This is a genomic window from Idiomarina piscisalsi (assembly GCF_003987095.1).
Lineage (GTDB): Bacteria > Pseudomonadota > Gammaproteobacteria > Enterobacterales > Alteromonadaceae > Idiomarina > Idiomarina piscisalsi.
Genome location: NZ_PIQA01000004.1, coordinates 132,147 through 146,510 on the forward strand (window position 1 = coordinate 132,147; position 14,364 = coordinate 146,510).

The following is a 14,364-nucleotide window of genomic DNA, read 5'->3' on the forward strand; positions in this document are numbered from 1 at the left end:
AGATGAAAACGAAAGACGAAGTATACGCTAGGCTCACCCAGATTCTTGAAGAGGACTTCGAGATTGAGTCGGATGAAATCGCATTAGAAGCCAACTTATATGAAGATTTAGACTTGGACTCGATTGATGCGGTAGACCTGGTTGTTAAGCTACGCGAAATTACGGGTAAGAAAATTAGCCCCGACGCTTTCAAAGCCGTCCGCACAGTAGACGACGTTGTCAACGAAGTTTATAAGCTTGTTCACGGCGAATAATGAAGCTCTTGCTGCGCACTTTAATCAGTATAGTGCTGATTGCCTACCCACTCTTAGTCTGGTGGTTAGCGCAGCAAGGATTAACTGACGGGCTGCTATTAATCCTGCTTGCCGTACTTGTGTCACAAGTGGCAATTCAAGGTATAAAAAACCCCAGGAGCTGGGTGTCAGCAGCCGTTCTTATTGTGGTCGCTATCACCTTCTTGTTTACGGACCAGCTTACCAGTGTATTGCTTTACCCTGTTTGGATGAACGCAGCAATGCTGATTGTCTTTTTGCTGTCTTTGCGGTTCAAGCCTGCCGTAATCACCCGCCTGGCTCGTTTAATGGAAGGGGAGTTATCGGAAAAAGCCGTTGCTTACACAGAAAAGGTGACTTGGGTCTGGGTGGGCTTTTTTATGGTGAATGGTGCTATCTCTCTTTTTACTGTGCTCCATGGTGATATGGACATCTGGACTCTTTATAACGGATTTATCGCTTACGTGCTGATGGGCTTATTGTTTATTATTGAATGGAGTGTTCGTCGTGTTGTTAAAGACAAACACTAAGCGTTGGCAGCTGTCTTGGCAGACATTAAATGCACCCTGTATGCAAACGCCACAAAGTACCATTTGCGCTCAGCAATGGCTTAATGATGTGCAAGGCGCTGTTCAATGGTTACATGACCATGCGGGTCGCATGTTGTTATATCGTAGCGATCTTTACGAATTTAGTGTTTGGTTTTTTGCGTTGTTAAGCCTTGGCCGCGATATCGTCTTACCCTCGAACGATAAACCAGTAACCCTGGCTGAACTAAGTCAAAGTTATGATGTGAGGGTGCCGTCAAAGTTACCTGGCCTTAGTGAGAAACAACAGCTTCAGACGTTGAGCGGCTCGTTAGACAGTCAGTTAACGTTTTTCACATCAGGCAGTAGCGGTAAGCCCAAACCGGTCATCAAAACGATTCGTCAGTTGCTCAATGAAGTTGAGACGTTGGAAGCGACCTTTGGCGAGTTGATAGCGGATAGCCGTATAGTTTCCACCGTCACCCATCAACATATTTATGGTTTGTTGTTTACGGTATTGTGGCCGTTAGCCAGTGGTCGGGTGGTGAACACACAGTTAATTGAGTATCCGGAGCAGCTTGCCGAAGCGCTAGCGGATGACGGTCAGTGTCATGTATTGGTCGGTAGCCCTGCACATTTACAACGCCTTGATAATCTGGATGAGCTGAGCGCCCGGAATGAGGTGTTAAAGGCCATTTTCTCATCGGGCGGGCCGCTACCGGAACAGGTTCCCATCGATTTTAAAAAGCATGATTTAGTGGTTCCTATTGAGGTTTATGGCAGTACCGAAACCGGCGGTATTGCATGGCGTCAGCGTAACAACGGCGGCGAGGCATTTACCCCGCTTGTTGGTGTTAAAGTCCGGGCTACTGAGCACGGCGTTTTGGCTGTGACATCACCTCATCTGGCGAACCCAGAGGATGAGTTTATTTCTGAAGATCAGATAAAAATTGAGCAACAGGGTCGCTTTCATTTGTTAGGTAGAAAAGACACCGTGGTAAAAATTGCTGAGAAACGTGTGTCTTTAAATGAAGTTGAGCGCTTCACCCTCCAACAAGACTGGGTAAGTCAGGTAAAGGCTTGTTTGCTGGAAGGTAAACGCAATGAAATTGGCTTGGTGATAATACTGACGGACTCTGGCAGAAAAGCACTGGAAAGCGAGGGACGCTTTGCTGTGCGTCAGGCATTAAGGCACCATTTGCAACAACGGTTTGAAAAAGTCGTGGCCCCCAAACGGTTTCGCTATGTTTCTGCGCTCCCAATTAACGATGCCGGCAAAGTCACTCAGGCCGCACTGCAAAACCTCTTTACCGACGTAACAAGGAATGACTGAAATGAAAACGCAGCTACCGGAATTTTCATCCTTGAGCGAGCGAGTGAACGATGCTGATAACGCTGAAATAGTCGGCTGTTTTCGGTTGAGTGAAGACTGTATCTATTTGCAGGGGCACTTTCCATCGGCGCCCATTCTTCCGGGCGTTACACAGCTTGACTGGGTGGTTCAGCTGGCATCGCAGCACTGGTCTACACCGGTCAGCATTCAGCGGGTTGAGGTGTTAAAGTTCAACGATATGATTTTACCCGGTGCCGACGTTGACTTGGTGATACAGCGTAAACGAAAAGACTGCATTACGTTTAACTATAAAAAAGGCGACACGGCGTTATCGTCCGGTCGTTTGGTGTTTTAAGTGACTGTTATGTCTGAGCCGAAGTTTTGTTTTCTCGTTCCAATTTATAATCACCACCGCACTATCGAAGCAACGGTGGAGAAGCTTCTGAGTTATGCACTACCTATAATTATTGTTGATGATGGCTCTAACGAAGAAACAAAAATGGTTTTGTCACAACTCGCTGAACGCTTTGCATCCGAGGTGTTGCTGCATACGCTTCCTGAGAACACCGGTAAAGGCGGTGCTTGCCTGGTGGGTTTCAGAGTCGCTTCAAAACAAGGGTATACTCATGCGCTGCAAATTGACGCTGACGGTCAGCACGACAGCGCTGATATTCCTCAATTTTTAGAACTCGCCAAACAGCGGCCTGAGGCGTTAATAAGCGGACATCCGCAGTATGATGATTCCATGCCAACCGCCCGTCGAATTGGCCGAAAGATTACGCATTTTTGGGTGCATATTGAAACACTTTCTATGTCAGTCAAAGACACCATGTGCGGATTTCGAGTGTACCCGTTAGCGGCTACCACTGAACTTATGGATAAGGCCAACATTGGCACACGAATGGACTTCGACATCGAAATTATGGTTAGGCTGTATTGGCGGGGAGTGCCCGTTTTGTTTATTCCTACTAAGGTTATTTACCCGGAGCAGGGGCAGTCACATTTCCGAGCATTTAAAGACAATGTGAAAATATCCTGGCTACACACTCGGTTGTTTTTTGGGATGCTGCCAAGAGCGCCGATGCTATTGGCCAGAAGGTTTAAGAGCTAGATTATGGCAGAGCAGCATTGGGCAAAAACCGAAGAGCGTGGCAGCTATTGGGGGATTCTTTTTGTTCTAAGAGCCTACCAGTACGGTGGGCATTGGCTGATGCGCCTAGTGTTGGCACCTGTTATAACCTACTTTTTTTTAACGGGCAAAGCGTCGCGGCGCGCGTCCTGTCAGTTTTTAAAGCGAGTCCATGAATTTGCGGGGGGCAAGAGCCCGTTTACCCAGCCGCCCGGTTGGCGAAAAAGCTGGTATCATTTCTGGCAGTTTGGTTTGCATGCCCTGGAAAAGATTGATGCCTGGGTCGGAAAATCTCCCAAATATACCGTCCGCAACTGTGGCGATACGCAATTCTCTGAACTGGAAAAGCGACCCGAAGGCGGGCTGCTTGTTGGCAGTCACCTGGGGAATCTCGAGGTTGCCAGAGCAATGGCGGGTAAAAAATACAGTCGACGCTTGAATGTGCTGGTGTTCACCCAGCATGCTCAGTCGTTCAACAAAGCATTAAAAACCGTTAACCCGAAGGCGGATATTGATCTGATTCAGGTCACTGACATTGATATGGGGCTCGCCATTATGCTTAAAGAACGAATTGATAATGGCGAGTATGTCGTTATTGTCGGCGACAGAACGTCGGTAACAGCACCAAGGCAGTCAGTAACTCATGAGTTTTTGGGGCAGCCAGCGCCATTTGCTTTGGGGCCATGGATATTAGCGAGCGTGTTAGAATGCCCTGTGTACTTTTTATTCTGTTTGAAGAACCCGGAAGATGGTAACTACGATCTGTATTTAAATTTCGCTTGTGAGCAGTTAAAGCTTCCGCGAAAGAGTCGGCAAGAGGCATTGCAGCCGGTACTGAAGCAATATGCCGAGCAATTAGAGCAGCTCGCTATTCGCTACCCATACCAGTGGTTTAATTTTTTTGATTTTTGGCATAAGGACAGTCAGTAGTATGACGACATCAAACGTTTGTTTTGGCGAACAGCCGGTCACCATAAAAGACGTTGTAGCACTTGCTAACAAAGAGGTGAGAGCAACCTTGAGTAAAGCGCCGGAATTTGTTGCCCGAATTGACGCTGGTGTTCGTTTCCTCGATGACCTGTTAGAGCAGGATGGCATGATTTACGGCGTGACCACGGGCTATGGTGACAGTTGTACCGTTTCTGTGCCTGACAACCTGGTGTCAGAGCTGCCCATTCATTTAACACGCTTCCATGGCTGTGGGTTGGGCGACTACTTTAATGAGCAGGAAACGCGCGCTATTTTGGCGGTGCGCCTGGCATCGTTGACTCAGGGTTACTCAGGGGTGAGTTGGCCGCTGTTAGAACGTTTGGTACTGATGCTGAATGAAAATATGCTGCCACTAATTCCGAAAGAGGGCAGTGTTGGCGCCAGTGGTGACTTAACACCGCTGTCTTATATTGCTGGCGCTTTAATTGGCGAGCGGGATGTTCGCTTTAACGGTGAAGTTATGACAAGCGCGGAAGCTTTCAAGGCTCTGGGTGTCGAACTTCACACGCTGCGCCCTAAAGAAGGTTTAGCGATAATGAATGGCACGGCGGTGATGACCGCACTGGCTTGTCTGGCCTGGGATCGTGCCGACTATTTAACCCGCCTGTCCAGCCGTATTACTGCGTTAGCCAGCATTGCATTAGACGGTAATTCAAACCATTTTGATGAACTGCTGTTTGCCGTTAAACCGCATAAAGGCCAGCAACAAGTCGCCAAGTGGATACGTGACGACTTGAATCATCATGAGCATCCGCGTAATTCTTCCCGGTTGCAGGATCGCTACTCCATTCGTTGTGCGCCGCACATTATTGGTGTGTTGAAAGACGCTTTACCGTGGTTCAAAGACACCATTGAAAACGAGCTGAACAGTGCTAACGACAACCCGATTATTGATGGTATTGGCGAGCATGTTTTGCATGGAGGCCACTTCTACGGCGGCCACATTGCTATGGTCATGGACTCGATGAAGGCCGCTATAGCGAACCTCGCCGATTTGCATGACCGGCAAATGGCGTTGTTGCTTGATACGAAAATGAATCATGACTTGCCATCGAATTTATCGGCGGCTGAAGGTGAGCGAAAAGCGATTAACCATGGCTTTAAAGCGGTGCAAATTGGTTGTTCTGCCTGGACTGCAGAAGCATTGAAACTGACTATGCCAGCGAGTGTTTTTTCACGCTCTACTGAATGCCATAACCAGGATAAAGTCAGTATGGGAACCATTGCCGCTCGCGATTGTATGCGGGTACTAGAGCTCACGGAGCAAGTGACAGTGGCCACCTTGTTAGCGTCCTACCAGGGCAGTGTTCTGCGCGAACGTATGGCTGGGAAGCTGCGTGAAACCGGGGCCGAGTTGGCGGAAATGCGAGCGTCGCTAGCCGCTGAATTCGAACTGCTGGTAGAAGACAGACCGCTGGAACACGAACTCAGAGGCTGGTTAGATAAAATTCGCAGCAAACCATGGAATCTGTATGGGGAGTCCGCATGAAGCAAGCCAGTTTAATCATTAATGTGCCATTTTTTGATGTCGACGCCATGCAGGTGGTTTGGCACGGTCATTACATTAAATACATTGAAATGGCGCGTAGCGAGTTGCTGAGAACTTTCGACTACGATTATCCGACGATGGAAGCGAACGGGCACCTGTGGCCGATAGTCGACTTACGTTTGAAGTATGTAGCCTCGGCCACTTACGGTCAGGATATTCGCGTGACGGCAACACTCGCCGAGTGGGAGCACCGGCTGAAGATGAATTACGAAATTCGCTGTGTTGAAACGGATGAGTTATTGACCAAAGCGACCAGTGTGCAAGTGGCTGTCTGCAAAAACACAAAAGAAATGCTGTTTGAGTCGCCGGACATCGTATTTGAAAAGCTGGGGGTCTCACGCTCATGATGCGTTTATTCGTATTAATTCTGGCATTCATGCTAACTGCAGGTGTGAAAGCTGATACAGAAACATCTGAGCAGGCACTAAAAAAGCTATCAGAGCAAGCTCAGCCATTGCCGCTGAAGGTCATATTTGAGCAGCGTAAGTATTTGTCGGGCTTACCAAGAGCGCTAGTGAGCTCTGGCGAAATGACCATTACTGAAGATGCCATTTTGTGGGAAACGCAGAAGCCACAGAAGCAATCATTAAAAATAACTGAGCAGGGCATTTTTAAAGATTCACAGCAAACGTCAGCAACGGGCAGTGAAACCATCGCTGAGTTGCTGCTGGCGATTCTGAAACAGGACGAACGAGTTCTGCAAGAGCAGTTTAGTTTGAGCTTACAAAAAAACTGCGTACAGATGGTGCCAAATTCCGACACACTGGCTGGTGTCATGCAACGTATCCTCAGTTGTGGCGATGCGCGTGTCGAGCGTGTCGAACTGCACGAAACGAACGGCAATAGAACCGAAATAAACTTTGCCGAGGCGCCGCAGTGACACGGGTGAGTCGCGTTGTCTTCCTATTGATACTTCTGGGTCTATTGGTGGCGGGCTTAAGCCAGCAGTTACCCAAAGCCAGTTGGCAAAGCAGCTTAGCGGATGCGTTACCCAATCAAGTGTCAGAAACCCAGCGCGCTTATCTTGAGAGCCAGCAGCCCAATACACAGCAATTACTGATTGCTTTCGAGCAAAGCGGACATAGCGCTGGCGAACTACGCACGATAGTGGAGTCGGAAGTTGCTGTATTGCTACAGCGTGAACCGACGTTAAAACGAGCTGAACTGACAGACACCAAAGCGTTTTTATCATTTTACCGTGAGCATGCGGGGCGTTTGGCCACGAAACAAGATACTGAGCGGTTACGTGCGGGGCAGTTCAATGGGCTTATTAGCGATGCTCAAAGCCTGTTGCAAAGTCCTGAACCCGTATTGGTTCCAGTGACTCAAGATCCTTTATTGCTGACGCAGCGCTATCTTAAGAGCTTACCGGATTTAATGCCGGGCTATAAAAACCATAACGGTCTTTATAGCCGCACTGACGGAGAAACGGTGCAAGTACTGGTGCCACTGCAAATTGCGGGTGACGCATTGAGCATTAACCAGACACAACAAGTGGTTGCTCAGCTTCATGGCTTTATCAGAGCGGTAAAGCAAACCGATGCTGACATAAGCAGTTATAGAAGCGGCTTAATTTTTCATGCGGATGCTGGCGCTAAGCAAGCCAAACAGGAAATGACTTGGTTTGGTGGGCTGTCTTTATTATTGGTTCTAAGCGTTTTAATTTGGGTGTTTCGCTCCCCCTTCCAGCTGTTTTATACATTAAGTTTACTGGCTGTTGCGTCGGCGTTTGGGCTACTGGCAACGCTGTTTTGGTCGTCTTCACCGCATGTGCTGATGTTGGTATTTGCAACCAGCTTCATCGGCCTGTGTATTGATTATGTTATCCATGGGTTTATTGCGCGCAGTCACGGAGCGTCAGCCTGGAAAGCATTGACCCCTGCACTTTGGTTGGGTGGTTTAACAACGATAGCCGGCTATGCTCTGTTGTTAGCGGTTCCGCTTCCTCTGTTACAACAGCTGGGTGTGTTTATGGCGGCGGCATTATTCAGCGCGGTTTTGTTGGTGACTCTTACTTTGCCTTGGCTGCCTAAACCTAAGCAACCGCAAGCGAAATGGCAGCGGTTTTGTGAAAAAGCCGAAGCAGGGTATTGTCGATTACAACGACAACTACCGAGTCGTTGGCTAACGGTGCTGCCGGTGATCACGGTGGTCATTCTGATAGCCGCTCATGCATCTAATGACAGCGTCCGCTTGCTAGCCAGCTCCCCCAAACCGCTGTTAGAAGAAGAAAACTATTTGCGAGAGCATACGTCGTTTTATTTCAGTCCCGAAGTTATTCTTGTTGCCGGCGATACTCGCCAGCAGGTGATTGAAAGAACCAGTCTTGTCGACGAGAGCTATCACGCCATTGGTATTAGCAGCTATTATCCGCCAATCTCCCAGCAGCAAGATGCCATCGAACTGCAACGTCAGCTATTTGAATCCAGTGAAGGCGTTGCTTTTTTGCAGTGGTTGGGGATATCAGCGCCCAAACTTAATGCTGTAGAAGCCGCTCATCCGCTTGAACACCAGTTTCTGTATCCTTTTAAAGACCTTTGGCTAAGTGTTGTGCGCCTAAAACAGGGGCAGGCCGCTGCGAGTTTTGGTGACAAACCGTGGGCGCAAGTTTTCGACCCAATAGAGCATGCATCCAGTGCGTTGGGCGAATACCGGCAGTCTATGCAGGTTTGGTTGGGTGTGCTGTTGGCTTTAAGCTTCTTTGTACTGTTTATATTCCTGAATCGGGGAGCGGCACTAAAAGAAAAAGCGAAAGCTTCCTGGCAGGTATTCAGTGTTATTTTGCTATCGGTGTCTACGGCATTACTTATTGCGCAATTAAGCCAGCCGTTGAACCTGTTCCACTGGATAGGTGCCATGTTTGTGCTGGTTCTGAGCATTGACTATGGCGTGTTTTGCGCTAGTCGACTGCAACGCTCACACGCACTACAGGCTATTTACTTATCGGCTTTAACCACGTTAGTGGCTTTTGGCGCGCTGACGTTCAGTTCAACACCGGCAATAGCAGCCTTTGGGCAAGTGGTCATGGTAGGCGTATTGGTAAGTGTGCTTTTTTGCCCGTTGATAACAGCAGCCCCAACAAAAGACATTAAAAAGGACGAAGTACAATGAAGAATCAAATCTACGACGTTGCTATTATTGGCGCTGGTCCGTCTGGGGCGACTGCCGCCGCCATGCTGGCTGATGCCGGAAAAAAGGTACTGGTGATTGAGCGTCAGCAGTTCCCTCGCTTTTCTATTGGTGAAAGTTTACTGCCACAGTGTATGGCCTATTTACAGCAAGCCGGGTTGGAAAGCCTGGTGACAGAAAACGCTGATGAGCTCGGCTTTCAGTTTAAAAATGGCGCGGCTTTTTACTGTCAGGGGCAGCATGTGAACTTCGACTTTCGAAAGAAGTTTAGTGAGGGACCAGGCACTACGTTTCAAGTTAAACGCGAACGTTTTGACCAGTTGCTGATTCAAGGCGCAGCAGATAAAGGTGCGCAGGTTGAACATGGTGTGACGCTAACCGATATCGACTTTTCGTCGCCTGACTTTGTGTCTCTCAGCGTCACAACGGAGCATGAGAGCTTTGATATAAAAGCGGCTTATGTGCTTGATGCCAGCGGCTTTGGTAGGGTTCTGCCAAGGTTATTGTCGTTGGAGTCTCCGTCAGACTTTCCTGTGCGCCAAGCGGTGTTTTGTCACGTAAAGTCTGATTTAAAAGGGGGCCGCTTTGACCGTAACCAAATTCTCATTACGGTTCACCCGACCAATCCGGAAATTTGGTATTGGCTGATTCCTTTCGCCGATGGTACAGCAAGTATTGGTGTGGTCGGCGAAGAGCAGCTATTCGCGGGACATGACAGCCCGTCCGATAAACTCTGGAGTAAGATCAAAGAAGAGCCTTACTTGCTTGAAGTGCTGGGAAATTATGAAGTAACCCGCCCTGAACAATGCATCACCGGTTATTCGGCTAGTGTGAGTCGCCTTTACGGAGACCGCTTTGCGCTTTTAGGCAATGCCGGCGAGTTTCTGGACCCGGTCTTTTCGTCGGGTGTGACAATAGCAATGAAGTCATCATCGTTAGCTGTACCGCTCGTGTTAAAAGAGTTAGAAGGGCAAAAGCAAGACTGGGAAAACGATTTCAGTAAGCCGTTGCGGGTTGGTATTTCAACGTTCAGAACCTTTGTGGAAGGATGGTATGATACGCGTTTCCAAAAGGTAATTTTTTACCCGGAACAGCAACAACAAGTGAAAGAAATGATGAGCTCTATATTAGCCGGCTATGCCTGGGACGAGAAGAACCCATACGTTAAGGAAAGCGAACGTCGCTTAAACGTATTAGCGGAGTTGTGCGCGTGATCGGCGTTTTTCGATGCGTAACGCTAACCTTAATGCTTTTCGCTGTCGCGGGCTGCACGGCTCTTGGCAGTAAAGACCGTTTGCAGGTACCGGTGGGCACAGGTTATTACAGTTTACAGTGGCAGTGGCCGGGTGAGCCATTGCAGATGTGGCAGGAAGTGCGTTGGTCACAAAAAGCGGATCAGACGAAAAGTCGAGAGTTCGTGGTTTCTGTTTTGCTAGAAAATGAGCGCTTGTTACTTGTGGCGTTGTCGCCGCTGGGGAATGAGCTGTTTCGCTCAGAGCTCACTGCTTCCGGACAGAGTTTTAAAGGTTCCGACTTTCTTGATGACCCCAAGTTAGCATTACAGGTTTGGGCCGATTTACAGCTTGCGTTATGGCCGTTAGAAACAGTAAATGTCCACATATCGTCTGGCGAGCTGCAACGAGAGAATGGTCGCAGAAACTTAAGAGATGACGGTGAGCTGGTTTGGTCCTCGGGGGCCACAATGAACACCAGCGGCACAATAAAAAATAAGCAACGGGGCTATGAGTTGACGGTTAATACATTACAGTACGAAGTGTTAGATAATGATGAAAATTAGCCTCAGTAAGCCCGGTGCCGTTTGCGCCGCTGGCGCATCTTGCTATGACATTTGGGCTGCCGCACTTGCGGGTGACAATACAGGACTGTCGTTGGCAAACGACACGCTTAATGACGGCAGTAGCTATTACCATGGCAAAGTGGCGGATAATAAGTTGCCAGCGTTGAATGAGCTCCCCGCAACTATGCGAACCCGAAATAACCAACTGCTGCTCTGCGCTTTAAAGCAAATTGAGGTGCCATTACGGACTGTCATTGAACAGGTTGGAGCGCATCGAGTTGCTGTGGTTTTAGGTACCAGTACCTCCGGTATTGCGTCAGGAGAAGAGGCGCTGGCTCACCATGAGCAACATGGCGAGCTGCCTGACACATTTAATTATAAAATGCAGGAAATGGTGGCTCCGGCTGAGTGTCTGGCCGAGATGATGGACATTGAAGGACCGGCCTACGGTATCTCGACAGCTTGCTCATCGAGCGCAAGAGCCTTTATGAGTGCACGCTCATTATTGGCATCTGGGTTTGCTGACGCTGTTGTTGTCGGTGGTGTCGACTCTTTGTGTAACCTGACATTGAACGGTTTTAAAGCGTTGGAATCAATGGCGGCTGAGCGCTGTAACCCATTCAGCATTAATCGCAGCGGTATTACCATTGGCGAGGCGGCAGGGTTGTTTATAGCCACACGGACAGAAGATGGTCTACAGGATGACTTGGTGTGTTTAACGGGCGCTCAATCGACCTCTGATGCGCATCATATGTCAGCGCCTCATCCGGAAGGACGAGGTGCGGTCGCCGCCATGCGTGGCGCGTTGTATGAGGCGGGTATTGAAACCGCAGACCTTAGCTATATCAACTTGCACGGTACAGCCACGCCGCTTAACGACAAAATGGAAGCGCATGCGGTCACTGAACTCGGCTTGCAGCATATCCCGGCCAGTTCAACCAAAGCGTTAACAGGGCATACGTTGGGCGCTGCTGGTGCAATAGAAGCAGTGATGTGCTGGCTGGCGCTGCAGCGACAAAATGGATTGCCCAAACATGCCTGGGACGGTCAGCAGGATCCTGACATCAAGCGGCTTAACCTGTATCAAGGTGAGCCGCTTGCTAAACCGGTTAATCATTGCCTGAGCAACTCGTTTGCGTTTGGTGGTAATAATGTTTCGCTTGTATTTAGTAAGGGTGAACTGTGACTTATACACTCAATGAACTAATTAAGCACCAGCCACCGATGAAGCTCATAGATGAGTTGATATCGGTGGATGACACAAAAGGACGTTGTCGGCTGACAGTCACAGAAGATAACTTGTTTTACAATGATGTATTAAAAGGTCTGCCAGCACATGTTGGTATTGAGCTTATGGCGCAGAGTATTGCTGCTGTTGCGGGTAATCGACGCAAAAGCTCAGGTGATGACATCAAGTTAGGCTTTTTATTAGGGACTCGAAAATATACCTGTGATATCGAGTGTTTCGACGTCGGGCAAAGTTATGACGTAGATGTTGAAGAAATTCATGCCGAGGAATCGGGTTTGAGTGTTTTTGAGTGCAGTATTTCTCAGCAAGAGGCTGTAGTAGCCAAAGCGAGGCTCAATGTGTATCAGCCACCCGATGAAAAAGCATTTATAGAGGAAAATTATGGCGACTAAGATGACGACAAAAGAGGCTAGCGATAATAGTCATCGCGTTTTAGTGACAGGCTCAGGTAAAGGGATTGGGCGCGCTATTGCATTGCAGCTTGCCGAGGATGGCTATGATGTTGCTGTGCACTGTCGCTCCGATCGCGCATCCGCGGAAAAGGTCGTGGCTGAGATAAAAGCGCTGGGACAACAAGCATCACTTTTGGTTTTTGATGTTAGTGACAGAACCGCCGCCAGAGAGGCTATAGAATCAGACATTGAACAACACGGTGCCTATTACGGCGCAGTGTGTAACGCGGGCGTAACTCGTGATGGTGCCTTCCCTTCGTTAACAGAAGATGACTGGGACAGTGTGTTGGAAACGAACTTAGGCGGTTTTTACAATGTATTGCATCCGCTCATTATGCCAATGATTCAAAAGCGTCAGGGCGGTCGCGTTGTGACAATCGCATCAGTTTCCGGGATTGCCGGTAACCGCGGGCAAGTGAATTATAGTGCCTCGAAGGGCGGTGTTATTGCGGCGACAAAAGCGTTGGCATTGGAGCTGGCAAAGCGGAAAATCACCGTTAACTGTGTGGCGCCGGGGCTCATTGAAACTGATATGACAGAAGAGCTGGAACACGAGAAACAAATCATGTCGATGATTCCGCTACGTCGAGCGGGTAAGCCTGAGGAAGTTGCCGGTTTAGTCGGTTATTTATTCCAGCCGTCTGCGGCTTATATCACGCGCCAAGTTTTCTCAGTGAATGGTGGGTTAGTGTAATGAAACGGGTTGTCGTAACAGGGATGGGCTGCGTAACTGCCTTTGGTGATAACTGGCAGGATTTTCGTCGGCAGTTAGAGGCGGGTAAAAATGCGGTTGTCACTATGCCGGAATGGGAGCGTTTTGAAGGCTTAAATACGCGCTTAGCTGCGCCTATTCAACCGCCTTTTAAAAAACCGAAACATTATTCGCGCAAAGCTGTGCGCTCAATGAGCACAGTTAGTTTGATGGCTACCCGCGCGACAGAAATGGCGTTAGAAGATGCCAGGCTACTGAATGATGACTGTATTACCGACGGGCGCTGCGGGGTTGCTTATGGCTCTTCAACGGGCGATACCGAGCAGATGAAAATCTTCGGAAATATGCTATCCACAGGCGATATGACCGGCTTGAATGCTACAACCTACATAAAAAGCATGGGCCACACTACGGCTGTGAATTTAGGTGTTTTTTATGGTGTCAAAGGGCGAGTTCACACCACCAGCTCGGCCTGTACTTCCGCATCACAAGGTCTGGGTTATGCTTATGAAGCCATTCGCTATGGTCATCAGAAAGTGATGATTGCTGGTGGTGCTGAAGCCCTGTGTCCATCCGAAGCTGTGGTGTTTGATACTTTATACGCGACTAGTACTCGTAATGACGAACCCGAAGCGACACCGCGCCCGTTCGACAAAAACCGTGATGGCCTGGTAATAGGCGAAGGCGCGGGTACTTTCATACTGGAAGAATTAGACCATGCGCTTGAGAGAGGCGCGCCCATTTATGCTGAGCTAGTGGGTTTTGGAACCAACTCAGATGGCGCCCACGTGACTCAGCCGACGGCTGAAACAATGGCTGTAGCCATGAAGCTAGCGTTGGAGCAAGCGCAGCTAAGCCCAGACGCTATCGGATACGTAAATGCGCACGGAACAGCAACTGATCGTGGCGACGTTGCTGAGTCGAATGCGACCGCATCTGTTTTTAACCGGGCGGTGCCAATCAGTTCATTAAAAAGTTACTTAGGACATACATTAGGTGCTTGCGGCACTATCGAAGCCTGGGCATCGCTAGAAATGATGAAAGACCAATGGTTTGCACCTACCGTTAACCTAAGTGATGTGGATGAAGAATGCGGAAAGCTGGACTATATTGTCGGCAAGGGACGTAAGCTCGATACTGATTATGTCATGACAAACAATTTTGCTTTCGGTGGTATTAATACATCACTGATCTTTAAACGTTGGAATAACTCTAATAAATAAG

At 48.7% G+C, this 14,364-nt stretch carries 16 protein-coding genes; all 16 read left to right on the forward strand.

Annotation, left to right across the window (positions count from 1 at the left end; all coding sequences use genetic code 11):
- Positions 1–2: 2 nt before the first annotated feature.
- Genes CWI73_RS07145 through CWI73_RS07220 form a run of 16 tightly spaced genes read left to right on the forward strand, consistent with a single transcriptional unit; the run spans position 3 to position 14,363 of the window.
- The gene (locus tag CWI73_RS07145) at positions 3–254 is read left to right on the forward strand and encodes an acyl carrier protein (RefSeq protein ID WP_053954245.1); all 252 of its coding nucleotides are present in this window, start codon (positions 3–5) and stop codon (positions 252–254) included.
- Positions 254–802, forward strand: coding sequence for a COG4648 family protein (locus CWI73_RS07150; RefSeq protein ID WP_126752150.1), 549 nt, complete (start codon positions 254–256; stop codon positions 800–802). Before CWI73_RS07145 ends, CWI73_RS07150 begins: the two co-directional genes overlap by 1 nt.
- Positions 780–2,132: an AMP-binding protein gene (locus tag CWI73_RS07155; RefSeq protein ID WP_126752151.1), complete on the forward strand. Its 1,353-nt coding sequence runs from the start codon at positions 780–782 to the stop codon at positions 2,130–2,132. Before CWI73_RS07150 ends, CWI73_RS07155 begins: the two co-directional genes overlap by 23 nt.
- A 1-nt stretch (position 2,133) precedes the next feature.
- Positions 2,134–2,487 (forward strand): ApeI family dehydratase, encoded by a 354-nt coding sequence (locus CWI73_RS07160; RefSeq protein ID WP_126752152.1) that lies wholly within the window; start codon positions 2,134–2,136, stop codon positions 2,485–2,487.
- 9 nt (positions 2,488–2,496) lie between these two features.
- Complete coding sequence (locus CWI73_RS07165; RefSeq protein ID WP_126752153.1) at positions 2,497–3,243, forward strand: glycosyltransferase family 2 protein; 747 nt, start codon at positions 2,497–2,499, stop codon at positions 3,241–3,243.
- 3 nt (positions 3,244–3,246) lie between these two features.
- Entirely contained in the window at positions 3,247–4,191 is a 945-nt protein-coding gene (locus CWI73_RS07170; RefSeq protein WP_126752154.1) for an LpxL/LpxP family acyltransferase, read from the forward strand.
- A gap of 1 nt (position 4,192) precedes the next feature.
- Entirely contained in the window at positions 4,193–5,740 is a 1,548-nt protein-coding gene (locus CWI73_RS07175) for an HAL/PAL/TAL family ammonia-lyase (RefSeq protein WP_126752155.1), read from the forward strand.
- Positions 5,737–6,147 (forward strand): acyl-CoA thioesterase, encoded by a 411-nt coding sequence (locus CWI73_RS07180; protein WP_126752156.1) that lies wholly within the window; start codon positions 5,737–5,739, stop codon positions 6,145–6,147. The genes CWI73_RS07175 and CWI73_RS07180 overlap by 4 nt, the downstream gene beginning before the upstream one ends.
- Complete coding sequence (locus CWI73_RS07185; RefSeq protein ID WP_126752157.1) at positions 6,144–6,680, forward strand: LolA family protein; 537 nt, start codon at positions 6,144–6,146, stop codon at positions 6,678–6,680. The genes CWI73_RS07180 and CWI73_RS07185 overlap by 4 nt, the downstream gene beginning before the upstream one ends.
- On the forward strand, positions 6,677–8,911 hold the full coding sequence (locus CWI73_RS07190; RefSeq protein ID WP_126752158.1) for an MMPL family transporter: 2,235 nt from the start codon (positions 6,677–6,679) through the stop codon (positions 8,909–8,911). The genes CWI73_RS07185 and CWI73_RS07190 overlap by 4 nt, the downstream gene beginning before the upstream one ends.
- Entirely contained in the window at positions 8,908–10,143 is a 1,236-nt protein-coding gene (locus tag CWI73_RS07195; protein ID WP_126752159.1) for an NAD(P)/FAD-dependent oxidoreductase, read from the forward strand. Before CWI73_RS07190 ends, CWI73_RS07195 begins: the two co-directional genes overlap by 4 nt.
- The gene (locus CWI73_RS07200) at positions 10,140–10,727 is read left to right on the forward strand and encodes a DUF3261 domain-containing protein (protein WP_241968863.1); all 588 of its coding nucleotides are present in this window, start codon (positions 10,140–10,142) and stop codon (positions 10,725–10,727) included. The genes CWI73_RS07195 and CWI73_RS07200 overlap by 4 nt, the downstream gene beginning before the upstream one ends.
- Positions 10,714–11,913, forward strand: coding sequence for a beta-ketoacyl-[acyl-carrier-protein] synthase family protein (locus CWI73_RS07205; RefSeq protein ID WP_241968864.1), 1,200 nt, complete (start codon positions 10,714–10,716; stop codon positions 11,911–11,913). The genes CWI73_RS07200 and CWI73_RS07205 overlap by 14 nt, the downstream gene beginning before the upstream one ends.
- Positions 11,910–12,368, forward strand: a complete 459-nt coding sequence (locus tag CWI73_RS07210; RefSeq protein ID WP_126752160.1) for a hotdog family protein — start codon at positions 11,910–11,912, stop codon at positions 12,366–12,368. Before CWI73_RS07205 ends, CWI73_RS07210 begins: the two co-directional genes overlap by 4 nt.
- Positions 12,358–13,122: a 3-oxoacyl-ACP reductase FabG gene (gene fabG, locus CWI73_RS07215; protein ID WP_241968865.1), complete on the forward strand. Its 765-nt coding sequence runs from the start codon at positions 12,358–12,360 to the stop codon at positions 13,120–13,122. Before CWI73_RS07210 ends, fabG begins: the two co-directional genes overlap by 11 nt.
- On the forward strand, positions 13,122–14,363 hold the full coding sequence (locus CWI73_RS07220) for a beta-ketoacyl-ACP synthase (RefSeq protein ID WP_126752161.1): 1,242 nt from the start codon (positions 13,122–13,124) through the stop codon (positions 14,361–14,363). The genes fabG and CWI73_RS07220 overlap by 1 nt, the downstream gene beginning before the upstream one ends.
- Position 14,364 lies beyond the last annotated feature (1 nt).